Source organism: Christiangramia qingdaonensis (assembly GCF_048381525.1).
Taxonomy (GTDB): domain Bacteria; phylum Bacteroidota; class Bacteroidia; order Flavobacteriales; family Flavobacteriaceae; genus Christiangramia.
Map to the genome: position 1 here is coordinate 633,885 of NZ_JBLWIM010000008.1, position 22,989 is coordinate 656,873.

The following is a 22,989-nucleotide window of genomic DNA, read 5'->3' on the forward strand; positions in this document are numbered from 1 at the left end:
TACAGGCGAAGGTACTTTTCTTCCTGGATCGTGCAATCTACCGTCCCGGTCAAAAAGTACATTTTAAGGGTGTCTTTCTACAGCATAGAAATGATTCTACCAGCATAGTTCCTAATGAATATATAGACGTATTCGTAGATGACCCGAACGACAATGAAATTCATGAATTTAGATTCAAGACCAATGAGTACGGATCTTTTACCGGTAGTTTTGATCTGCCAGTCAATAATCTTACCGGTCAGTTCTCCATTTATGCCGAAGAATATTATGAAACCGATTCAAAATTCTGGGATGAATTGGATGACTTTCAGGATGATTACAAATATTTTAGTGTAGAAGAATATAAACGACCAACTTTTGAAGTAAGTTTTGACACCGTAAATAAAGCTTACGAGTTGGGTGAAGAAATCAAACTTAAGGGTTCTGCTGAAGCTTATATTGGTGCCTCGCTTCCAAATCTTAAAGTTGCCTACACAGTTACCAGGGAACAAATGCACTATTCGTGGTGGAGAAGCTATTATTCAGAACCTGTTATTATTAAAACTGATACTACTGAAACAGATGAAAATGGGAATTTTATTATTCCTTTTGAAGCCAGGGCAGACCAGAACAATAATCTTAGTGATCTTGTTTATCGCTACTCCATATCTGCCTCTGTGACCGATGTGAGTGGAGAAACGAGAGATGCACAGCAGTCGCTTAAAATCGGGAATAAGAATTTTCTTCCAAAGCTTGAAATCGCAGAAAAGATCTATGTTAACGATACGCTGAAAATTGATCTGGCTACAAGAAATCTGAATGACCAAAAGGTGCCTGCGACGGGTACTTATAAGATCTATAGGCTCAAGAGTCCTGAAAAGCATTACCAGGAAAGATGGTGGGAGGCTCCTGAATTTGAACTTATTTCTAAAGATGAATTCGAAAGACTATTCCCGAATGAACCTTACCGAAAGCTGACTAAACCAGAAAACTGGGAAAAACTTGAGACCGTGTACGAATCCAGTTTTGATTCAGATGGGAATTTTGAGGATGAGATCGCTACCAGAAATTGGAAAGCCGGTAGTTACTTATTAAGTTTCGAACTCCGACATGAAAATAAAAAAGAAGAATTACTTAAGGTGATTAGTATCCAGGACCCTAAAAGTAATAAGGCCTTTACCGATCAGGATCTTCTCGTAACTATTATCAATAAGGAAACATTAGCTTCAAATGATCACGCACAGGTTGAGATCAGTTCTCCTATAGATAATTTGCGAATTCGTGTTTCAGCATTCAGAAACGGTCGAACTTCTATATTTAGAGAATACTATAAGCTTGATGGAAAGTTAAAATTAAAGATTCCGCTTAAATCTCTGGAAGATCCGGAATTTAAACTCGTTGTTTCCTCAGTAATAAACAACAGGCAAATTGAATTCAGCGAGGTGGTAAACTTCAGAAAAGCTTCCGAAGATCTCGAAATCTCTACGGAAACCTTCAGAAATAAAATAAGACCTGGACTTGAAGAAACCTGGAGTTTCAATGTATCAACTCCTAGTGAGAAAAAGGAAGCTGAAGTTCTGGCTTCTATGTATGATATTTCGCTTGATCAATTTAAAAAGGATGAGTGGAATACAGATACTGGTTTTAGTGCTTACAGATCTAATTATCCATCCTTATATTTTGATAATTTAGGTCGAAGCACCAACCTGTATAGATATTTTGGTAGAAATAATTATTATAGACGAGTTAATCTTCGTTTTGATCAGCTTTCTCAATTTGGCTTTGATTTTGGTCAGCCCAACAGTTACCAGTACAGGAATTATCTGAGCACATTAAAAGTTAGCAATAAAGCGGATTCCGGAGCTCGTGTGCAGGGAAGAGTAGTAGACGAGAATGGAGAACCACTTCCAGGAGTAAATGTGACGGTCAAAGGTTCGAGTGTTGGCGCACAGACAGACTTTGATGGTGAATTTGGAATCGATGCTCCTAAAAACTCACTTCTCACCTTTAGTTTTGTAGGTTTTGTAAGTCAGGAATACCAACTTGGTGATGAAACCGAAGTGTTTATTGATCTTGAAGCAGATTCTTCCAGCCTGGATGAAGTCATAGTTACAGGTTATGGCGAGGCAGCGGCAGAAGTTGTTGAAGATGCCGATCAGGAAAGTGAATCTGTTGCCTTTTTAAAAGGTAATGTTGCTGGAGTACAGGTTTCCAGAACTGGGGCGAGCACCGAATTTAAAATTAGAGGTAGCTCAAGCATAAGTGGAAGTCCGCTGTTTATCGTAGATGGAAAACCTGTTGAAGACTACGAATTAGATTCAAAAGATATAGTAAGCGTCGAAATTCTAAAAGGTGCTGAAGCTACAGCAATTTATGGAAGTAGAGCGGCTGATGGTGTTGTGATTATCACCACCAGCAAATCTTTGGAAGACCTTGAAAATGTTGATGCTAGAACAAATCTACAGGAAACAGCTTTTTTCTTCCCGGATTTAAGACTGGATGAAAATGGAAGTTTATCCTTTAGCTTCACCACTCCGGAAGCACTAACGAGTTGGAAATTACGATTGCTGGCTCATAACAGTAACTGGAGCACCGGTGAATTGCAGAGAATTGTAACTACAAGCAAGGATCTAAACATAGTACCAAATGCACCAAGATTTTTAAGAGAGGGTGATAGTATCATTTTTAAGGCGAAAGTAACCAACCTTTCCAGTGAACCAATGACCGGTAACGCTGTACTGAAGTTGTTTGATGCCGTGACGATGGAGCCGGTAGATATTCCAATGGGAAATACTGAAACGCTGCAAGCTTTCCAGATCCAGGAAGGAAAGACCAAGGTGGTAAGCTGGAAACTTTATGTTCCGGAAACTATTCCTGCCGTGACCTATAGAATCCTTGCGAAAGCTGGAGATTTTAGTGATGGAGAAGAAAATTTACTTCCTGTTCTAAAGAATAGGATGTTGGTTTATGAAAGTATACCGCTATTTGTTAGAGCAGGAGAAACTGAAAGCTTTGAATTTGAGAATCTGAAATCAAATGATTCTGAAACCCTGGAAAATCATCAGTTTACATTTGAATATACTTCCAATCCCGCGTGGTTTGCCTTGCAAAGTTTACCATATCTCATGGAATATGAGCATGAATGTTCTGAACAGATATTTTCGAAGATTTTCGCTAATTCCGTTGGTCAGAAAATTGTGAACTCAAAACCTGAGATCGCTGAAGTTTATGAAGCATGGAGAAAAGATTCCAGTATGGTGAGCAATCTTCAGAAAAATGAAGAACTCAAGAGCCTTTTGCTTGCTGAAACTCCGTGGGTACAGGATGCTGAATCTGAAAGTTTACAGCAACAACGAGTAGGATTATTGTTCGAAACCGGGAGAATCAACAAAGAACTAACTTCTATGTTGACCAGGTTGCGCAGAATGCAAAATTCTTCGGGAGCTTTTCCATGGTTTGCCGGCGGTAGAGATAATTATTATATCACATCTCATATCATCGAGGGCTTCGGAAAACTGAAGAACATGAAAATTGAGCTGGACGATCGCAGAATTCTTGCCAATGCGATTGCTTATCTGGATAAGGAATTGATGGAGCAGAAAAGAAGAAGAGAGTCCGGAAATTCAACCGCGTTTTATAAAAGTTACACTGTACTTGCCTATGCAAAAACCAGAAGCATGCACCAGGAAGAGTTTCCAATTCTGGCTGAACAAAAAGACCTCATTGACAAAGCTCTGGAATATCAAAAGGAACGCTGGACAGATTATAATCTTTCAGAAAAGGCTGAACTGGCAATAATATTAAATCGATTTGGGCACTCCGCAAAAGCATTGGAGATCATTGAATCGCTGAAACAGACCGCAGTAAAATCTAAAACTTACGGCATGTACTGGAAGGAAAATACTGCGAGCTGGAGATCATTTAATACTCCTGTTGAAGTACAAGCCCTAATTATTCAGGCTTTTGCTGAAGTTTCCAAAGATGTAGAAACAATTGAAGAACTTAAGATCTGGTTAATTCAGAATAAAAGAACCAACTACTGGGAAACTACTAAATCTACCACTGCAGCGGTCTACGCGTTGCTAATGCAGGGAATGGATATACTTCCAGTGTCCTCGAATACTCAATTCATGATTGGCGGAGAGAAGCTGGATATGGAAGCACTAAGTAATACACCTGCTGAAGCTGGGTCTGGCTATGTGAAATCGACATGGAAAGCCGGAGAATTTTCAGAAGATTTCAGAAATATTCAAATCGAGAATCATAACACTACCGCCGGATATGGTGGCGCTTACTGGCAATATTTTGAAAATTTGGATAAGATTAAAACTCATTCTGAGAGTCCGCTTAATATCGAAAAAGAGTTATATCTGAATACTGGAAATAATGAACTAAAGAGAATAAAATCTGATACACCACTAAAAGTAGGAGACCTGGTAAGTGTTCGATTAGTCGTACGAACTGAGGCAGATATGGAGTTTATTCATTTGAAGGATATGCGTGCAAGTGGTTTTGAACCAACAAACGTGATTAGTGAACACAAGTATCAAAATAATACCAGCTATTATGAAAGCACCAGAGATGCTGCTACTCATTTCTTCTTCGATAAATTACGAAAGGGAACTTATGTTCTTGAATATACCGTAAGAGCCAATAATGCTGGTTCCTTCTCGAATGGAATTAGCACGATAGAATCTATGTATGCTCCTGAATTTTCCGGACATACCAGCGGAATTCGAGTGGAGATCATAGAACAACAGTAATAAATTTAAGCAGTAATTTGGGGTTTTAACAAAATATTTAGATATTGAAGCACCCAAATTAAATGTCATGGACAGATTGAACGAAGACCATGAATTTACTGAGAAGATCGAACGTTTAGAAAAAAGCTACAATCTAATGAAGTATGCTATTCTAAGTACTGGGATAGGAATCATGATCCTACTCTATCTGTTTCAGTAAATCAAAAGAAAAAGCTTTCGCAATGCGAAAGCTTTTTCTTTTGAACCTCAACCACTTAAGCTACAAGCCTCAAAATTTTATTTAAAATCATTCTAAACAATTTTTTATTTTTTGAAAATCTGAATACATTTGCGCCTTGTTTATAATTAGTCTAAATAAATACCAGTGCGAAAACTACTACTTCTACTGCTCGCAATACCGTTTCTAACATGGGCTCAAAGCGAACCAGATATCAAAGGTCAAATACTTCATAATTCTGAATCGGTTCCATTTGCAACCATTATTATTAAAAAAATAAATAAAGGAACTTCGGCAAACGCGAAGGGCGAATTCAGATTTTACAATTTACCAGATGAAGAGCTTCAACTTACTATATCTGCCATTGGATACCAGACTACCGAAGTAAAGGTTGACTTCAGGGATAGACCGGCTGTATTGAATATTGATCTCGAAATTGATGATCAATTGCAGGAAGTTGAGGTTTTTGGAAACAGGTTTAGCCATCCAGATAAGATCGAGGCCCTTACCCGATTGCCTTTAGAACCTTACGAACAGATCCAAAGTATCTCAGTAATTTCAGATAAGCTCATCAAACAACAGGGAGCACTAAGCATTTCAGAAGCAACAAGGAATGTTCCCGGAGTTTACACATTTGCTACTTACGGAAACCGAAGTGAGAGTATTTCTTCCAGAGGTTTTCGTGGAATTCCGATCTTAAAGAACGGAGTGCGCGTACATTCAGATTTTAGAGGAACAGGAATTTTAACCGATATGCAGGGTGTTGATAACATCCAGGTTCTCAAAGGCGCCGCGTCCATTACACAAGGAGTTGCCACCGACCTTGGAAGTCCCGGCGGTGTTGTGAACATTGTTACCAAAACTCCAAAATATCAGTTTGGTGGCGAAGCTTCGATGAGAGTTGGCAGCTACGGCTTGGTTAGACCAGCTTTCGATGTTTATGGCCCTCTAAATGAACAGAAAAATATTGCCTTCAGAATAAATGCAGCATTAGAAAGAAAAGATTCTTACCGTAGCGGAATTTCTGGCGAGAGCTTCTACATCAATCCGTCGCTGGAATGGAAGCCAGATGATAAAACAGAGATAACTCTTGAAATGGATTATTTCTCAGATAGCAGAACTCCAGATGCAGGAACAGTTAATCTTGCTGAAAATGATCAAAATGCGATTTACGACCTTCCATACGATGTCTTTTTAGGTTTTGAAAACGATCGCAATAATACAGAAAACACTACTTACGCCATTAGAGTCAATAGGGATCTAAGTGAAAAACTTAGCCTTCGTGCCGCCTATTACAGGTCTAATCTGGATCTTGATAACAAGGGTGCCAGTTTTGGAAATGTGGTAATGGAAAACGATGTACCCGTCTATAATCAAAGAACTCGTGGCTACGGAATAAGCACTCGTAGTGATAAGAACAGTGTGGTACAATTTGATCTAATTGGTGACGAAATCGAAACCGGCGCCATAAGTCACACTTTTCAGGTTGGTTTTGATTATCGTACAACCAATTACGAAACTTTCAGCAAATCTGCTTCAGCAGTGGACACTATTGATGTATTCAATATTTCAAATAGCCGTTTATTACCTCAGAGAATTAATTTCGCAGCAGCAAATGAAGGAGCCGCCAGGTCTAAAGCAATAGGATTTGTTGCCCAGGATGTGATCACTTTTACTGAATGGTTCAAGACATTTTTAGGAGTACGTTACTCTTCCGTAGAAACCATTACCGGTGAAGAAAATAATAGAAGTGATTCTTTTAATCCGCTTGCTGGAATTATTTTTTCTCCCTTTGAAAATGTAAATCTATTTGCTTCTTACACCAATAGCTCTTACCCGAGAACAGCGGCAAGAATTGGAGAAGATGGAGAAGAACTGGGGAATGAACGTTACGATCAGGTAGAAGCAGGTATCAAAACGAACTGGCTCAACAGCAGGTTGCGTTTTAACCTTACCCTCTTCAGAATAAATAATAAGAACATCAACCTTCCGGTGTATGACGAAAACTGGATCGCGACTGGCTTTTATCAACAAGGTGGAAACGATCAACGGCAGGGTATTGAAGTAGAACTTACGGGGCGGCCATTGCAAAATCTGGAAGTGATCGCCGGATATTCCTATATAGATGCTCAATATAAGGATCACACTTCCTTCGTATATGGTTCTGCACCTCTAAATACACCAAAGCATACTTTTAACACCTATGCAAATTATTCATTTTCAAAGCATCTTGAAGGACTTTCTCTTGGTGGAGGTGTATATTACACGGGTGAGAGACCTGTAAATGACTGGTCTGCCGGAGCAGTAACTCACCAGGGTATCGTGCCAAATCAAAAACCTTTCGATGTGGAAAGCCTTACGCAGGTAAACTTACAGGCTGCATACAGGATCGATAAGAACTGGAATGTAAGAATTCTCGCAAATAATATATTTGATGAAATTGGTTACAATGCCTATAGAACCAGGTTTATCAATCAAACGGACCCTAGAACTTTTAGCGGAGTAATTTCCTATAGGTTCTAATTAAACGATGTAAATAAATAACAATCTAATCAGCGTGGTTCCTAACTATAATTATTAAAAATGAAAAAAAAGAAAGCCTATACTTTTAGAAAGTTTATGACAGATGTCCATCTCTGGCTGGGTCTGGCTAGCGGAATTATTCTATTTCTGGTTTGTTTTAGTGGAACCATGCTGGTTTTTGAAAAGGAGATCGAATCAATTTTTGCTGAAGAACTTCGCGTTGTTCCTTCTTCGGAAAAGTTGTCAATTGATGAATTAACCTCCAGAATGTCGGAAAAAGGTACTGTTTCCTCTGTTTCGATTCCAACTGAAGCTTCTGAAGCCTATGAATTTCGAGTAAAAACATCACCGAATGATCGTCGTGGAACCACGTTTATGATGGATCCGTATTCAGCTGAAATACTAAAACCTGAGCCTTCACCTCTGGATGAATTTTTTAGTATAATGTTTAGAATGCATCGCTGGCTTCTTTTGGATACGAGCATTGGAAGACCCATTGTAGGTGTTGCGACAATTATCTTTTTATTTCTATCCATCAGTGGAATTATTATTTGGTTTCCGAAAAAATGGAAATGGAAAGCTTTCAAACCAGGATTCAAGATTAAATGGTCTGCAAACTGGAAAAGAATTAATCACGATCTTCACAATACTCTTGGTTTCTACTCCTGTATTTTTTTAGTGATCATGATCCTCACAGGACTTTGCTGGTCTTTTGAATGGTATCGGGAAGCAGGTAGCCAGGTTCTGGGAACAAAGATCTTTGGAGGAAGAGGTGGTCCCGGTATCACTTCTGAAGAGCCAGGTTCTGAGATAATTTCACTTTCAGAAGCCTATACTATTTCCAATTCAGAGTTGACATATGCGGGCAAAACAAATATCAGTATCCCGCAAGAAGATACCAACGTGTTCGAAATCAGAAAATATGGTGATGACAACTGGTCTCCATCAACTTCAGATCTGTTAGTTCTGGACAGGGATGGATCTGTATTAAAAAAGAAACTTTTTGACGATAAGGATTTAAATGTACAGGTCGCATCTCTCATAAAACCTTTACATACTGGCGAAATTTTTGGAACTCTATCAAAGATCATCTATTTCCTGGCTTGCCTGATTGCCACTTCCCTACCCGTGACTGGAACCATCATCTGGCTGAATAAAATGAAGAAGAAAAAACAGAGATAATAGCCTGAGCTCAAATGCTCAAATTATTAACGTTTTTGGATTAATTCCATTAGTTTGGATTTTTTCCTTTATTTTTTCTGAAGATTGTAGTAATTTGCAGCCATGGAGGAGTTGAAATACGCGGTTGTTGATATTGAGACTACCGGGAACGGTATCAAAGGAAACAGGATCACAGAGGTATGCGTGATCATTCTGGAGAATGGTGAAGTCACAAAGACCTTTACATCCCTTGTGAATCCCAGCCAGTCCATTCCATTATATATAGAAAGTCTTACCGGAATCAATGATGAAATGGTAAGCAGTGCACCGCAGTTTTCTGAAGTCGCAGACGAGATCATGCAAATCACAAAGGATTGTATTTTCGTCGCTCATAATGTGAACTTCGATTATAATATACTGAGGGCTGAGTTTGCGATGCTTGACATGGATTTTAAGAGAAAGCGTCTTTGTACCGTAAGACTTACGAAGAAATTAATTCCAGGCTTGTTTTCTTACAGTTTGGGAAATATCTGTACCTCCATCAACATTCCTATTTACGATAGACATCGTGCTCAGGGTGATTGTGAAGCAACGGTAATCTTGTTAAAACGTTGTCTTTCGCTGGATCCGGAACTCGAAGTTGTCACCGAATTTTTGAACAGAAAAAGTGGTGCAGAATATTTACCGCCACACTTTAAAAATGCCGATTTTGAAAAGCTTCCGAAATCTACCGGCGTTTACTTTTTCAGGGATAAGGACGGTATTCCATTATATATTGGTAAGGCAAAAAATATAAAAACCCGAATAAAATCGCACTTCCAGGAACGTAGTAATCGCAAGTACCGGTTGATGCAGGAAACCTATAGCATCGATTATGAGCTGACTGGTTCTGAATTTCTCGCGCTCCTTCGTGAAGCCGAATTGATTCTGAAGTTTTATCCGAAATATAATAAGGCTCAGAAGAAATTTTCGAGACCTTATACGCTCACCTCCTATCATAATCAAAAAGGCATTGAAGTATTTGCATTGCACAAGAATAAAATTGCACCGGTAAGCTGGATGAAATTCTATACCCGTGAAGAAGCGGTAAGTTTTTTAGAAAACCTGTGTAAGGATTTTGATCTCTGCCCTAAATATACTGGCTTGCAAAGCGCTACTTCCGCTTGTAATCATTACAAACTGGAAGCCTGTAGCGGAGTTTGTAAAGAAGGGATTTCAGTTACTGAATATAATACCCGGGTCGCCAAAGCAGTAGATTTTATTGGCACTTATGATGAGTCCTGCCTTTTGATGGAAAAAGGTCGAACTAAAGGTGAAAAAAGTTTTATTTATCTGGATAAAGGAAAGTATGCCGGCTATGGGTACATTGGACCTTCAGATGACTTTAACCATCCTGATGAATTCCGGAACTTTTTGGTTCCAGCTAAAACTTCCAGCTATGCAGATCGCATTGTAAGTCGGTATTTGAACACGAAGAAAAATCTCTCTCCAGTAAAATTAAATTCTTCCGAAGAATTGGTGGAAAATGATCTTTGGTTTGGATAGATGCCTGATTACCGTTGAGACATTTATATTTCGCCTATTTTTACCTCCTGAAAAGAATTTATGCATCCAGATAATCCTCACAGGGAACAATACGATTTCACCGAATTAGTTAAGGTCAATAGCGAACTCAAACCTTATGTCTTCAGAAATAAATATGATAATCTAACTATAGATTTCAGTATTCCTGAAGCTGTACTCAATTTAAACAAAGCACTCTTAAGCTACCATTACCAGGTGAAGAAATGGAGTATTCCACAGGGATATCTCTGTCCTCCAATTCCCGGAAGAATGGATTATTTGTTACATCTCAAGGATTTTCTGGATAATAAGATTGGTAAAGAATACTATTCAGGACTGGATATTGGTGTGGGAGCCAGCAGTATTTACCCCATTCTTGCTGCAAAACATATGGGCTGGAAAATGCTCGGTAGTGACATCGAAATTAAATCTATTGAAGCAGCAAAGAAAAACGTCATCAACAATAAGCTTCAATCCCAAATAGAAATTCGATTACAGGAGGACCGTGGATCCATCTTGAAAAATGTGATCAAAGAAAAAGAGTCTTTTGATTTCAGTATGTGTAATCCACCCTTCCATGACTCCGCAGAAGAAGCTAATAAAGCTAATTTCCGAAAAAACACCAATCTTGGAATTAAGACCAGAAGATTAAATTTTGGAGGACGTTCCAATGAGCTTTGGTGCCGTGGCGGAGAAGCTTTATTTCTAAAGAGAATGATAAGAGATAGTGTAAGCGTGAACAAAAAAGTTCAGTGGTTCACTTCACTGGTTTCAAAACAGGAAAACTTACCAGGAATAGAAAAACAGTTAAACAAACTCAATGCAGATTTTGAAATAATTTCCATGAATTTAGGAAACAAAAAGACAAGATTTGTAGCCTGGAAGTTTTGAAACTTAGAGACTTTTCAAGTATCAAACTGTTCGCAAACAATTATATTTTAAGTGTAAACCACTATTAGATATTTCCATAAAAAAGTCTAAATTTAAAGCTTAAAGTTTTGGTTATCGAGTAAGTATAGCATAGGTGTATAATTACCTTATTCTTTAACTAACCAACCGAAAAAGGGATAACATAGTTATCCCTTTTTTATTGTATGCTGATATAGCTCTTACATATATCGAATTAATTTTCGTTATTGTAGCAAATACGATGCTCTTAAAATGATAGAATTAGCTACAATAGACTATATCCTTATTTTCTCTTTTTTCGCGCTTACCCTGGGAATTGGGTTTTATGTTTCTAAAACCTCCGGTAAAAGTTCCAAAGAATATTTTCTATCTGGCAAGACGATGCCCTGGTGGCTACTCGGTGTTTCTATGGTGGCGACCACATTTTCTACTGATACCCCAAACCTGGTGACTGACATTGTTCGTAATAACGGAGTTTCCGGTAACTGGGTCTGGTGGGCATTTCTACTAACCGGCCTTCTTACTGTGTTTGTTTATGCCAGATTATGGCGTAAATCCAATGTTGATACAGACATTGAGTTCTACGAATTAAGGTATGGTGGTAAACCTGCGAAGTTTCTAAGAGGATTCCGTGCACTATATTTAGGTATCGTTTTCAATGTGATGGCCATGGCAGCAGTAAGTCTTGCTGCTATTAAGATTGGCCAGGTGATGCTTGGTCTTTCTGCCATCGAAACTTTGGCACTAGCTGGAATCGTTACAGTTATATTTAGTACTCTCGGAGGATTCAAAGGAGTAGTTTACACAGATTTCATACTTTTTTTCACAGCAATTATCGGTGGTGTTGGAGCAGCATATTATTGTGTGAACTTACCTGAAGTGGGCGGACTTGAAAATTTGCTAACCCACGAAAATGTCTCAGGTAAACTTAGTATGCTTCCAGACTTTTCCAACACTGAAGCACTGATCACTTTATTAATTATTCCACTGGCAGTTCAATGGTGGAGCGCCTGGTATCCTGGTGCAGAACCTGGAGGTGGTGGTTACGTAGCCCAGAGAATGCTGGCTGCGAAGAATGAAAATCATGCAATTGGTGCTACCTTCTTTTTCAACGTGCTTCATTACGCTTTAAGACCATGGCCATGGATTCTCGTGGCTCTCGCTTCTCTGATCGTTTATCCTGATCTGGATAGCATTCAGTTAGCCTTTCCTAATGTAAGTGAAGATAAGCTTGGACAGGATCTGGCCTATTCTGCAATGCTAACGAAATTACCAGCAGGCCTATTAGGGTTGGTCATTGCTTCTTTGGTTGCTGCATACATGTCTACTATCTCCACACATTTAAATTGGGGATCCTCTTATATTGTGAACGACTTTTACTCCCGATATATTAAAAAGACTGCTACAGAAAAAGAACTTGTTAACGTTGGAAGAATAAGTACTGTAGTACTCATGCTCATTAGTGCATTCATGGCCCTGGTTTTGCAGAATGCGCTACAGTTATTCAATATTATACTAATGTTTGGTGCAGGAACCGGCCTCATCTTCTTACTCCGCTGGTTCTGGTGGCGAATCAATGCCTGGAGTGAAATTACAGCCATGTTGGTTTCAGGAGTTATTTCGGTAGTTTTCAATTTTACCGGTGTAGGTATTTATATGTTTGGAGGTGTGGATAATGCCACAAACACCAAATTAGCAGGTTTACTCCCTGGTTGGGCAACATATCCCGTTGTGGTTGGCTTCACTACCTTATCCTGGTTATTGATTACATTCCTTACAAAACCTGAGAAAAAAGAGGTCCTCATTAACTTTTATAAACGTACACAGCCCGGTGGACCGGGATGGAAAGCAATAGGTATGGATGGAATTGCAGATGGTAAGAATAATTCCTGGAATGTTCCATCCGGAATATTAGCTACCATACTTGGTTGTTTTGTAGTATACAGCGCACTATTCAGCACCGGGTACTGGATCTACGGCGAATACTTCAAGGCAGGTATTACCACTAGTATTGTTCTAATTCTAGCATTTGTCTTAAGAAGGCTTTGGATTAAGATCCGAACACAGGTACTATAAAAAAAGGCTCCAATGGAGCCCTTTATAATTTTTATGTTTTATCAAATTAGAAATAACAACCGCCTTTTCTTCTACCAGGATTAGCTGAACTATCGAAGATTTTAAAGCCGATACTCAACATGATCTGGTTCAATCTCGTATCATTAAAAGTAGCTCGATTAATTCCATAATCGGCATTTACTATATCTACTTCCTGATTTTCTTGTGAAGATAAAGAACGATCATATCGCAAATCAAGTTCAAATCTTCCGAATGAGCCTTTGATCCCTATCTGCCCACTAAGCGGAGAGTTCTGCGCAACTATTTCCAGATCTGGCGGTTCAGTTCCTTCTAAGGATGAGTCCAAAATGTTCTGATAAGCCGGTCCTGCGTATATATCAATTGGTCCCCAAACGTTATAACCGACCAGCAAGGGTACACTAATTTTATCAACTGCGTATATTGAAGGTGCTGTTGGAAAAGGAAATTCCGTTTCCATGGTGCTGTAAATAAATTCTGGTCTAAGTAGGAATTTTCCGAATCTTACTTCGAAAAAGGCTCCGGCGTGAAAAGTTATCTCAGATTCAGCTTCCACTACACCGTCAAAATATAATCCATTCGAACTATTTCCGGTGATAGTACCACCTGAGGAGTAACTAGGTCCTCCCTTTATTCCGAAGCTAAAATCCTGGGCTGTTAGACTCGTAGCGAACAATAGCGCTGTAATTAAAAAAGATAAAGATTTATTCATGATGCTTTAATTCGAGGTCAATCGGGGTTAAATATATCAATTAAATAGACTAATCAAATAATCCGGTTTAAGTTTTTAACGCATAAACAGGTGTTTCAGTATTACTGAAAATGAAAAAGCACCAACAAGTGGCGCTTTTAATCTGATTCTGAATATTTTAATTTGTCTCCTTCTCGCCTTCCCATTCCGAGAAACCGCCAGCAAGATTATAAGTTTCTGCGAAGCCCATTTGATCTAGTAAGGTACAGGCCTGAGAACTTCTTTTTCCAGAGCGACAGTATATATAATAGTGCTTGTCACGATCAAGTTTATCTACTTCATCCACAAATTCCTGACCTTTATATATATCTATATTCTTAGAATTTGGAATGAATCCCTCATCAACTTCTTCTTCTGTTCTCACATCCAGTAGAACTGCCTTATCATCATTTTGGGCTTTCTTTTGCCATTCATCCTGTGATAATTCTTTCATGTTACTTAAGTTTTTGGTTACCGTAAAGATAGGATTGCTTAAAAACCAAAAAGTCTTCCATCCTACTTTTAACAATATTTTATTATCATGTACGAACAAAAATATTATATTTGTACATACAAATGTTGTAACAACAAATGAAAATAGAGAATCTTTTAAAAACTTCCGGTCAGATTTCTGAAACCAAAAAACTGGTTCTTAATCTTATTGTGACTGCGAATCATTTGAGCGATCAAATGCAGGATGTTTTAAAGCCTTTCGGTATAAGCCCACAACAATTCAACGTTCTAAGGATTTTAAGAGGTCAAAAAGGTAAACCTGCCAACTTAGGTACCATTCAGGAAAGAATGGTGAGTAAGATGAGCAATACCACTAGACTTGTGGACAAACTGATCGAAAAAGGATATTGCCAGAGAATTACTTGTCCGTCTAATAGAAGGAAAGTTGAGATTACCATTACTGAAACTGGACAGGAACTTCTAAAAGAGATTGATCCATTGGTAGAATCAACGGAGAATAGATTTTCAGAAAATTTGACAACAAAGGAAATAACAGATTTAAATAATAAATTAAATGAGCTTAGAAACACAGAGTAAAACAAGATTCAACGAAGACCTGAATTGGAGATATGCTACAAAGAAATTTGATAGCGAGAAAAAAATTAGTAGCGAAGACCTTGATCAATTATTAGAAAGCGTTCAATTAACCGCTTCGTCCTATGGCTTACAGCCTTATGAGGTAATTGTAGTTGAAAATCCAGAGCTAAGAGAAAAACTAAAAGCCGAAGCCTGGAATCAAACCCAAATCACTGAAGCATCTCATCTTGTAATTTTCGCAAATCTTACTAAGGTAACTGAAAAGTATGTTGACACTTATTTAGATAATATTGCGGCAACACGAAACATGTCCCGGGAAGATCTTAAAGGAATGGAAGACATGATTAAGAACACGACGCTTCAATTGCCTCAGGAAAAGCAGGACTTATGGGCTGCGAAACAAGCTTACATAGCTTTAGGTAACTTACTTTCCGCAGCTGCTCATATGAAGATAGACGCCTGCCCAATGGAAGGTTTCAATGCTGAAAAGTTTGATGAAATTCTTCAGCTTGAAAATAAAGATCTAACTACCGCAGTAATCGCTCCTATTGGATATCGTAGCGCTGAAGATCAGTATCAGCACCTTGCAAAGGTTAGAAAATCAACTTCAGATCTAATTCATTTCATATAATTTAATAACTCACATCATGAAAAACAAATTAATTAATTCAGTAGTAATTATGGTAGTAGTTTTGACTACTGTAGCATTTACAAATTCAAAAAAAGAAGTAAAAACCTCTGAAAGCACTATAACCTGGACCGGGGAGAAAGTGACTGGATCTCATGAAGGAACTATTCAGCTGGAAAGCGGATACCTGATGATGGAAGATGATAAGATCACTGGAGGAGAGTTTGTAATGGATATGAGTACTATTACAGTGACCGACCTATCTGGTGACAGTAAAGAAAAACTTGAAGGTCATTTAAAGTCTGATGATTTCTTTGGAACGAGTGATCACCCTACAGCCAAACTTGTAATCACCAGCGCTGCATCTAAAGGTAACGGAAAATATGGAATTGTAGGAGACCTTACTATTAAGGAACAAACACACCCCTTAACTTTTGATCTTACTATGAACGGTGATACGGCTACTACACAGGTAACTATTGATAGAACCAAATATGATGTTCGTTACGGGTCAGGTAGTTTCTTTGACAATCTTGGAGACAAGACTATCTATGATAATTTTGACCTTGATATCAATTTGAAATTCTAAATTGACTCCCAAAGTAAATCTTTGGGATTCTTTTTAAAATTTAGTTTGATAAGAAATAATTGATTTCTATCTTTGAAGCTATGTTTATAACGAATACACATAACTGGTGGTGGAGCAACTTACGCAATAAATCGTGAGCTGATACGCCATTTCATATATAGATATATAAGGCTTGTCTCACGACAAGCCTTTTTTTATTTAAAAAAATTAAGATTCAATGTTCGAATTAAAGACAACTTCAAAAAAGATCCTTGCAGATACTATCACTCCGGTAAGTATCTATTTGAAGCTTCGCGACCGTTATCCAAACAGTCTTTTGCTAGAAAGCAGTGATTATCACGCAAGTGATAATAGCTTTTCATATATCTGCTGTAATCCTATAGCTTCTTTTAAGGTAGAAAATGATGTTATTACTGAAAGTCTGCCAGACGGTACGGTTCAAACTACTAAAATCGATAAAACCGTTTCAGTTCCTGCTGCGATACAGAAGTTCTCAAAGCGCTTTAAAGCTGATGCTTCAGATTTTAAGTTTATTAATAATGGCATATTTGGTTATATAGGATATGATGCCGTTCGGTATTTCGAAAATGTTGAGATCAACCGTAAAGAAAAGGATTTAAAAATCCCGGATGTTTATTATGCAGTATATCAAAACATTATCGCGATCAACCACTTCAAGAACGAAGCGTATATCTTCGACCATAGTTATGAATCTGAATCCAAACTGGAGGAGATTGAACAACTGCTGAAGGTTAAGAATTTCGCATCGTATAATTTTTCCAGAACCGAGCAGCCCTACTCTAATCTGAACGATGATCAATATCGTGATGTTGTAGAAGCTGCTAAGGAACACTGCCAGCGTGGTGATGTATTCCAGCTGGTACTTTCAAGACGTTTCTCTCAGAAATTTAAGGGAGATGAATTCAATGTTTACCGGGCGCTAAGGAATGTGAACCCTTCCCCCTATCTCTTCTATTTTGACTACGGAAATTTTAAAATCTTCGGAAGCTCACCTGAAGCCCAATTAATAGTAAACGAGGGTCGAGCTGAAATTCATCCAATTGCCGGAACTTTTAAGCGTACCGGGAATGATGAAAAAGATGCAGAGCTTGCCAAAGAACTCGCCGCAGATCGCAAGGAAAATTCGGAACATGTGATGCTTGTTGATCTGGCACGTAATGATCTAAGCCGAAATGGAAGCGATGTTGTCGTTGAGAATTACCGCGAAATTCAATTCTTTTCTCATGTTATTCATTTAGTTAGCAAAGTCACCGGAAAGATCGCCGCCAATGTTCCAACACCACAGATCGTTGCAGACACTTTTCCTGCGGGAACTTTAAGCGGTGCTCCAAAACCAATGGCATTACGACTTATTGAAAAATTCGAAAATGTGAATCGTTCAGCTTATGGAGGCGCGATTGGTTTTATGGATTTTGAAGGCAATTTCAATCATGCGATCATCATTAGATCTTTTGTAAGTAAAAATCACGAATTGCATTACCAGGCAGGTGCCGGAGTCGTTTCAGAATCAAAACCTGAGAATGAATTACAGGAAGTATATAATAAACTGGGAGCACTTACCAAAGCTCTGGAAATAGCTGAAGAAATTTAGAATGGAAAAGATGAAAAAGATCCTTGTTATAGACAATTACGATTCTTTCGTATATAATCTTGTTCATTATCTTGAAGAACTGGATTGTAAGGTGACCGTGAAGAGAAATGACCAGCTTGACCTGGAGGATGTGGCTGATTATGATAAAATATTGCTTTCCCCGGGTCCGGGTATTCCAGATGAGGCAGGGCTTTTAAAGCAAATCATCATGGAATATGGCGCTACTAAAAGTATTCTGGGGGTTTGTCTCGGTATGCAGGCAATAGGCGAAGTTTATGGTGGCACACTATTGAACCTTAAAGAGGTTTATCATGGCGTCGCTACCAGTATTGAGATTTTCGTCGAAGATGAATATTTATACTCAGGACTGGAAAAAGAACTGGAAGTTGGAAGATACCACAGTTGGGTAGTTGCGAAGGAGCTTCCACCACAGCTGGAGGCTACCAGTTATGATATAAAAGGTGAGGTCATGTCTTTAAGACATAGAGAATTTGATGTTCGGGGAGTTCAGTTTCACCCGGAATCTGTATTGACACCAAATGGTAAAAAGATGATAAAAAACTGGGTTGAACATGAATTTTCACCAGAAACACTTCAGAATAAGGAAAACGAGCAAAAAACTTCATGAAAGATCTTTTAAACAGGCTAATTAGTCACGAAACTATAACGACCAGCGAGGCAAAACAGGCTATTTTTAATATTTCTGAAGGGAGATATTCAGAAACACAGATCGCAGCATTTCTTACGGTTTACATGATGAGAAGTATTACCATCCAGGAACTGGAAGGTTTCAGAGATGCATTGCTTGAACTATGTGTAAAGGTAGATCTCAAGGATTACAACACCGTGGATCTTTGTGGGACCGGAGGTGATGGAAAAGATACTTTCAATATTTCAACAACTGCCTCATTTGTAACTGCAGGCGCCGGAGTTAAGGTCTCCAAACATGGTAATTATGGTGTATCTTCAGTAAGTGGAAGCTCCAATGTCATGGAATATCTTGGCATCAAGTTTAGTAGTGACCAGGGATTTCTTCAGAAAACTCTGGAAGAGGCCAATATCTGCATTTTACACGCTCCACTATTCCATCCCGCGATGAAAAACGTTGCACCGGTAAGAAAAAGTCTGGCTGTAAAAACATTCTTTAATATGCTCGGTCCTATGGTAAATCCAGCATTTCCCAAGAATCAACTGGTAGGGGTTTTTAGTTTGGAGCTGGCGCGAATGTATGCGTATCTTTATCAAAATACCGATAAAAATTACACGATTCTCCATGCTCTTGATGGTTACGATGAAATTTCGTTAACCTGTGAGACCAAAAGCATTCGGAACGATTCTGAAAGTATGTTGAAGCCAGAAGATTTTGGAGTTTCAGAATTGCAACAATCACAAATTGCAGGAGGTGGTTCGATTAAATCTTCCGCAGAAATTTTAACCGATATTCTGAAAGGCAATGGAACACAGGCCCAAGAGAATGTCGTATGCGCAAATGCCGGTATGGCCATCGCTACTGTCGAAAATCTAAGTGCCCAGGATGGTTTCGCCCGTGCAAAAGAATCCATTGCATCGGGAAACGCGTTTAAATGTTTCAAAAAATTACAGGACTTAAGTAAATAATAAGCTGAGATTATGAATATTCTAGATAAAATTGTTGCTGATAAACGTAGGGAAGTGAGCCTGAAAAAGTCGATTTTCCCAGTAGAACAGCTTGAAAATTCGATTTTATTTCAAAGAAATCCGGTTTCACTGGCAGACAAACTAAGAAATTCAAGCAGCGGTATCATTGCGGAACATAAGAGAAGATCACCTTCCAAGCAGGTCATCAACCACGATCTTAATGTACAGGATGTGGCAAGTGGCTATCAGGCTGCCGGAGTCTGCGGTATGTCTGTCCTTACTGATGGTAAATATTTTGGAGGTTCTCTGGAAGATCTTTTATACGCCAGAGCTGTTGTGGAAATGCCGGTCTTGCGTAAGGATTTTATGATAGATGACTACCAGATTCTTGAAGCGAAGGCTTTTGGAGCAGATGTAGTTTTGCTTATTGCGGCGGTATTACCGACTGAAGAATTGAAACGTCTGGCGACTTTTGCGAGAAATCTTGGGATGGATGTTTTACTGGAAGTACACGATCTTGAGGAACTGGAGAATTCAATTGAAGCAAACGTAGACATGATTGGGGTGAACAATAGGAATCTCAAAACATTTGAAGTTAGCATCCAAAACTCCAAAGATCTATCCAGACATATACCAGACGAATTCGTGAAAGTATCAGAAAGTGGAATTAGCGATCCAAATATAATCGCAGAACTTAAAGATTTTGGATATCAGGGTTTTCTAGTTGGAGAAAATTTTATGAGAACAGAGGATCCCGGGAAGGCTGCGAAAGATTTTATAAACGAAATTAACAGGAAGTCATAAGTCACATTATGCAGGAACAAAACTTAACAACACCGGCCTCAGGACAAAGTTCTGGATTGAGTCTTAAAGTTTGCGGGATGCAGCAACCTGGAAACATGTTGCAGGTAGCAGATTTAAAACCTACTTACATGGGTTTTATTTTTTACGAAAAATCTCCCCGCTATTTTGAAGGAAAACTTCCTGAACTCCCTGCTGAGATCAAAAAAACAGGAGTTTTTGTTAATGAAGAAGTTTCCAGGATCCTGGATATTGCAAAGCAGCACAATCTTGATGCAATTCAGTTGCATGGGGAGGAGTCGGCAGAATTCTGTCAAAAGCTGAAGAATCTTTTTCAGCAACATGGCAGCACTCCAGAGTTGATAAAAGTTTTTAGTGTTGGCGACCATTTTGATTTTCAGAAGATGCAGGCATTTGAGGGTATCGCAGATTATTTCTTATTTGATACTAAAGGAGTTTTACGAGGGGGTAATGGCAAGGAATTCGACTGGCAGATTTTAAAAGAATATCCTTCTAACACACCATTTTTCCTTAGTGGCGGTATTGGGCCCGAACATGGGGAAGCAATTGCCGAATTGAAAAATCATTTCTATAGGGAAGGAAAACCAGACCTTCTTTATGCCGTAGATGTAAATAGTAAATTCGAATTGAAACCCGGATTAAAAAAACTGAAAGAATTAAAAGAATTCAAACAAAAAATAAATTCATAAGATGAGCTATCAGGTTGATGAAAAAGGATATTACGGGGGTTTTGGCGGAGCTTATATTCCTGAAATGCTGTATCCTAACGTAGAAGAACTGCGTTCAAGGTATATCGAGATCATGCAGGAGGATTCATTCCAGGAAGAGTTTTATGATCTATTGAGAGAATATGTAGGTAGACCTACCCCCTTATACTATGCAAAACGCTTTAGCGAGCATTATGGAACCAAGGTATATTTAAAACGTGAGGATCTGTGCCATACTGGTGCGCATAAGGTTAACAACACAGTTGGGCAGATCCTCATGGCGCAAAAACTTGGAAAAAAGAGGATCATTGCTGAAACCGGAGCAGGACAACATGGTGTCGCGACGGCAACAGTTTGCGCTTTGATGGGAATGGAATGCATTGTCTATATGGGCGAGGTGGATATTGAAAGGCAGTCTCCAAATGTTGCCAGGATGAAAATGCTAGGAGCTAAGGTGGTTCCTGCGAAATCCGGTAGCCGTACCTTAAAGGATGCAACTAACGAAGCAATTCGTGACTGGATCAATAATCCTGTAGATACTCACTATATCATTGGCTCGGTAGTTGGACCACACCCCTATCCAGACATGGTAGCGAGATTTCAAAGTGTTATTTCTGAAGAGATCAAGTACCAGTTAATGGAAAAGGAGAATACAGAAGATCCAGACTATGTTATCGCCTGTGTTGGTGGCGGTAGCAACGCTGCCGGAGCCTATTACCATTATCTCGATAATCCAAAAGTAGGGATCATCGCAGTGGAAGCAGCAGGAAAAGGAATTGATACAGGGGAAAGTGCTGCAACCTCAGCATTGGGAAAACCCGGAATTATTCACGGTAGCAAAACGCTTTTAATGCAAACCGGCGACGGACAGATTACTGAACCTTATAGTATTTCAGCTGGCCTGGATTACCCGGGAGTTGGACCAATGCATGCCAACCTTTTCACCAGCAAACGAGGAGAATTTATCAGCATTACAGACGAAGCAGCTATGAAAGCTGGTTTAGAACTAGCTAAACTGGAAGGAATTATCCCCGCTATAGAAACTTCCCATGCCCTGGCTGTTTTTGAAAACCGAAAATTTAAGAAGGATGATATCGTTGTGGTCAACCTATCAGGCAGAGGCGACAAGGATTTGAACACATATATTGAATATTTCAATTTATAGAAAATGAATAGAATTCAGGAGAAATTAAAAGAAGACAAAAAACTTCTTTCCATATATTTTAGTGCAGGCTTTCCAAACATTGATGATACTGAACAGATCATTGTTGACCTTGAAAAAAGCGGTGTTGACTTTATTGAGATCGGACTTCCCTTTAGCGATCCACTGGCAGATGGGCCTACTATCCAGGAAAGTTCGACCAAAGCTCTGCGAAATGGGATGACCACTCAAAAGCTTTTTGATCAACTCAAAGAGATCAGGTCTAAAGTTGAAATCCCCTTGATCATTATGGGGTATTTTAATCCTATGCTACAATATGGAGTGGAAGAATTTTGTAAAAAATGTGCAGAAATAGGAGTTGACGGACTTATTATCCCAGACCTTCCAGTAGATGTTTACCATGAAGAATACCAGGCGCTTTTCGAGAAATATGGATTGATCAATATTTTTCTTATCACTCCTCAAACTTCAGAAGAAAGAATCAGGTTTATTGATTCCATTTCTAATGGATTTATCTATATGGTGAGTAGTGCAAGTGTCACCGGATCTACTTCAGGCTTTGGAAATGAAACTACTGATTATTTCCGAAGAATTCATGAAATGGATTTAAAGAATCCTCAAATTGTAGGTTTCGGTATAAAAGACCGGGAGACTTTCAAGGCAGCAACTCAATTTGCCAAAGGTGCAATCATTGGTAGTGCTTTTATCAAACATCTTGATAGCGAGGGAACCTCAAAGATTTCAAAATTCGTTGAACCTATCAAGCTTTAACCTAATTGTAACAGCTTCTTGGCAGCTTTTTAGACTACATGTCCTTATCTTAGAGTAAATCATAAAAATTTTAGTTATGGCAGGACCAATTG

General features: G+C 38.8%; 19 protein-coding genes. 17 read left to right on the plus strand and 2 right to left on the minus strand.

Annotated features, from left to right (window positions below):
* From ACNI3T_RS03610 to ACNI3T_RS03640, 7 genes are all read left to right on the plus strand, one after another.
* Positions 1 to 4,742: alpha-2-macroglobulin family protein (locus tag ACNI3T_RS03610; RefSeq protein WP_418226663.1), on the plus strand; the 4,742-nt coding region annotated here is incomplete at its 5' end.
* 67 nt (positions 4,743 to 4,809) lie between these two features.
* On the plus strand, positions 4,810 to 4,941 hold the full coding sequence (locus ACNI3T_RS03615; RefSeq protein WP_322302070.1) for a hypothetical protein: 132 nt from the start codon (positions 4,810 to 4,812) through the stop codon (positions 4,939 to 4,941).
* 165 nt (positions 4,942 to 5,106) lie between these two features.
* On the plus strand, positions 5,107 to 7,482 hold the full coding sequence (locus ACNI3T_RS03620) for a TonB-dependent siderophore receptor (RefSeq protein ID WP_418226664.1): 2,376 nt from the start codon (positions 5,107 to 5,109) through the stop codon (positions 7,480 to 7,482).
* A 60-nt stretch (positions 7,483 to 7,542) separates the two neighbouring features.
* The gene (locus tag ACNI3T_RS03625; RefSeq protein WP_418226665.1) at positions 7,543 to 8,664 is read left to right on the plus strand and encodes a PepSY-associated TM helix domain-containing protein; all 1,122 of its coding nucleotides are present in this window, start codon (positions 7,543 to 7,545) and stop codon (positions 8,662 to 8,664) included.
* Positions 8,665 to 8,766: 102 nt separating this feature from the next.
* Positions 8,767 to 10,188 carry an exonuclease domain-containing protein gene (locus tag ACNI3T_RS03630; protein ID WP_418226666.1) on the plus strand — a complete coding sequence of 474 codons (1,422 nt, stop codon included), beginning with the start codon at positions 8,767 to 8,769 and terminating at the stop codon, positions 10,186 to 10,188.
* Between the two features lie 60 nt (positions 10,189 to 10,248).
* A complete protein-coding gene (rlmF, locus tag ACNI3T_RS03635) occupies positions 10,249 to 11,097 on the plus strand; it encodes a 23S rRNA (adenine(1618)-N(6))-methyltransferase RlmF (RefSeq protein WP_418226667.1) in 849 nt (282 codons plus the stop codon).
* 270 nt (positions 11,098 to 11,367) lie between these two features.
* The gene (locus ACNI3T_RS03640; RefSeq protein ID WP_418226668.1) at positions 11,368 to 13,191 is read left to right on the plus strand and encodes a sodium:solute symporter family protein; all 1,824 of its coding nucleotides are present in this window, start codon (positions 11,368 to 11,370) and stop codon (positions 13,189 to 13,191) included.
* A gap of 46 nt (positions 13,192 to 13,237) precedes the next feature.
* On the opposite strand, the gene ACNI3T_RS03645 is transcribed toward ACNI3T_RS03640, so the two are convergent.
* Positions 13,238 to 13,921 carry an outer membrane beta-barrel protein gene (locus tag ACNI3T_RS03645; RefSeq protein ID WP_418226669.1) on the minus strand — a complete coding sequence of 228 codons (684 nt, stop codon included), beginning with the start codon at positions 13,919 to 13,921 and terminating at the stop codon, positions 13,238 to 13,240.
* Between the two features lie 157 nt (positions 13,922 to 14,078).
* Positions 14,079 to 14,393, minus strand: a complete 315-nt coding sequence (locus ACNI3T_RS03650; RefSeq protein ID WP_418226670.1) for a rhodanese-like domain-containing protein — start codon at positions 14,391 to 14,393, stop codon at positions 14,079 to 14,081.
* Between the two features lie 137 nt (positions 14,394 to 14,530).
* Here ACNI3T_RS03650 and ACNI3T_RS03655 point away from each other — a divergent pair, with 137 nt between their 5' ends.
* The 10 genes from ACNI3T_RS03655 (at position 14,531) to trpA (ending at position 22,897) form a co-directional block, all read left to right on the plus strand.
* Positions 14,531 to 14,989, plus strand: coding sequence for a MarR family winged helix-turn-helix transcriptional regulator (locus ACNI3T_RS03655; RefSeq protein ID WP_418226671.1), 459 nt, complete (start codon positions 14,531 to 14,533; stop codon positions 14,987 to 14,989).
* On the plus strand, positions 14,967 to 15,620 hold the full coding sequence (locus ACNI3T_RS03660) for an NAD(P)H-dependent oxidoreductase (RefSeq protein WP_418226672.1): 654 nt from the start codon (positions 14,967 to 14,969) through the stop codon (positions 15,618 to 15,620). The genes ACNI3T_RS03655 and ACNI3T_RS03660 overlap by 23 nt, the downstream gene beginning before the upstream one ends.
* Positions 15,621 to 15,636: 16 nt before the next feature.
* Positions 15,637 to 16,206, plus strand: coding sequence for a YceI family protein (locus tag ACNI3T_RS03665; protein ID WP_418226673.1), 570 nt, complete (start codon positions 15,637 to 15,639; stop codon positions 16,204 to 16,206).
* 217 nt (positions 16,207 to 16,423) lie between these two features.
* On the plus strand, positions 16,424 to 17,818 hold the full coding sequence (locus tag ACNI3T_RS03670; RefSeq protein WP_418226674.1) for an anthranilate synthase component I family protein: 1,395 nt from the start codon (positions 16,424 to 16,426) through the stop codon (positions 17,816 to 17,818).
* 10 nt (positions 17,819 to 17,828) lie between these two features.
* Positions 17,829 to 18,446 carry an anthranilate synthase component II gene (locus ACNI3T_RS03675; protein WP_418226852.1) on the plus strand — a complete coding sequence of 206 codons (618 nt, stop codon included), beginning with the start codon at positions 17,829 to 17,831 and terminating at the stop codon, positions 18,444 to 18,446.
* On the plus strand, positions 18,443 to 19,435 hold the full coding sequence (gene trpD / locus ACNI3T_RS03680) for an anthranilate phosphoribosyltransferase (RefSeq protein ID WP_418226675.1): 993 nt from the start codon (positions 18,443 to 18,445) through the stop codon (positions 19,433 to 19,435). Before ACNI3T_RS03675 ends, trpD begins: the two co-directional genes overlap by 4 nt.
* Positions 19,436 to 19,447: 12 nt before the next feature.
* Positions 19,448 to 20,239, plus strand: coding sequence for an indole-3-glycerol phosphate synthase TrpC (gene trpC, locus ACNI3T_RS03685; RefSeq protein ID WP_418226676.1), 792 nt, complete (start codon positions 19,448 to 19,450; stop codon positions 20,237 to 20,239).
* Positions 20,240 to 20,247: 8 nt separating this feature from the next.
* Positions 20,248 to 20,946: a phosphoribosylanthranilate isomerase gene (locus ACNI3T_RS03690; RefSeq protein ID WP_418226677.1), complete on the plus strand. Its 699-nt coding sequence runs from the start codon at positions 20,248 to 20,250 to the stop codon at positions 20,944 to 20,946.
* 1 nt (position 20,947) lies between these two features.
* Positions 20,948 to 22,129 carry a tryptophan synthase subunit beta gene (trpB, locus tag ACNI3T_RS03695; protein ID WP_418226678.1) on the plus strand — a complete coding sequence of 394 codons (1,182 nt, stop codon included), beginning with the start codon at positions 20,948 to 20,950 and terminating at the stop codon, positions 22,127 to 22,129.
* 3 nt (positions 22,130 to 22,132) lie between these two features.
* Positions 22,133 to 22,897 (plus strand): tryptophan synthase subunit alpha, encoded by a 765-nt coding sequence (gene trpA / locus ACNI3T_RS03700; protein ID WP_418226679.1) that lies wholly within the window; start codon positions 22,133 to 22,135, stop codon positions 22,895 to 22,897.
* The last annotated feature ends 92 nt before the right edge of the window (positions 22,898 to 22,989 follow it).

Excerpts from the sequence above, each read along its gene's own strand:
- ACNI3T_RS03615 (WP_322302070.1), top strand. The coding sequence starts at position 4,810 with ATGGACAGATTGAACGAAGACCATGAATTTACTGAGAAGATCGAACGT.
- ACNI3T_RS03625 (WP_418226665.1), top strand. The coding sequence starts at position 7,543 with ATGAAAAAAAAGAAAGCCTATACTTTTAGAAAGTTTATGACAGATGTC.
- trpA (WP_418226679.1), top strand. The coding sequence starts at position 22,133 with ATGAATAGAATTCAGGAGAAATTAAAAGAAGACAAAAAACTTCTTTCC.
- ACNI3T_RS03690 (WP_418226677.1), top strand. The coding sequence starts at position 20,248 with ATGCAGGAACAAAACTTAACAACACCGGCCTCAGGACAAAGTTCTGGA.
- ACNI3T_RS03670 (WP_418226674.1), top strand. The coding sequence starts at position 16,424 with ATGTTCGAATTAAAGACAACTTCAAAAAAGATCCTTGCAGATACTATC.
- ACNI3T_RS03675 (WP_418226852.1), top strand. The coding sequence starts at position 17,829 with ATGAAAAAGATCCTTGTTATAGACAATTACGATTCTTTCGTATATAAT.
- trpC (WP_418226676.1), top strand. The coding sequence starts at position 19,448 with ATGAATATTCTAGATAAAATTGTTGCTGATAAACGTAGGGAAGTGAGC.
- ACNI3T_RS03630 (WP_418226666.1), top strand. The coding sequence starts at position 8,767 with ATGGAGGAGTTGAAATACGCGGTTGTTGATATTGAGACTACCGGGAAC.
- ACNI3T_RS03645 (WP_418226669.1), bottom strand. The coding sequence starts at position 13,921 with ATGAATAAATCTTTATCTTTTTTAATTACAGCGCTATTGTTCGCTACG.
- ACNI3T_RS03650 (WP_418226670.1), bottom strand. The coding sequence starts at position 14,393 with ATGAAAGAATTATCACAGGATGAATGGCAAAAGAAAGCCCAAAATGAT.
- rlmF (WP_418226667.1), top strand. The coding sequence starts at position 10,249 with ATGCATCCAGATAATCCTCACAGGGAACAATACGATTTCACCGAATTA.
- trpB (WP_418226678.1), top strand. The coding sequence starts at position 20,948 with ATGAGCTATCAGGTTGATGAAAAAGGATATTACGGGGGTTTTGGCGGA.
- trpD (WP_418226675.1), top strand. The coding sequence starts at position 18,443 with ATGAAAGATCTTTTAAACAGGCTAATTAGTCACGAAACTATAACGACC.
- ACNI3T_RS03655 (WP_418226671.1), top strand. The coding sequence starts at position 14,531 with ATGAAAATAGAGAATCTTTTAAAAACTTCCGGTCAGATTTCTGAAACC.
- ACNI3T_RS03665 (WP_418226673.1), top strand. The coding sequence starts at position 15,637 with ATGAAAAACAAATTAATTAATTCAGTAGTAATTATGGTAGTAGTTTTG.
- ACNI3T_RS03640 (WP_418226668.1), top strand. The coding sequence starts at position 11,368 with ATGATAGAATTAGCTACAATAGACTATATCCTTATTTTCTCTTTTTTC.
- ACNI3T_RS03660 (WP_418226672.1), top strand. The coding sequence starts at position 14,967 with ATGAGCTTAGAAACACAGAGTAAAACAAGATTCAACGAAGACCTGAAT.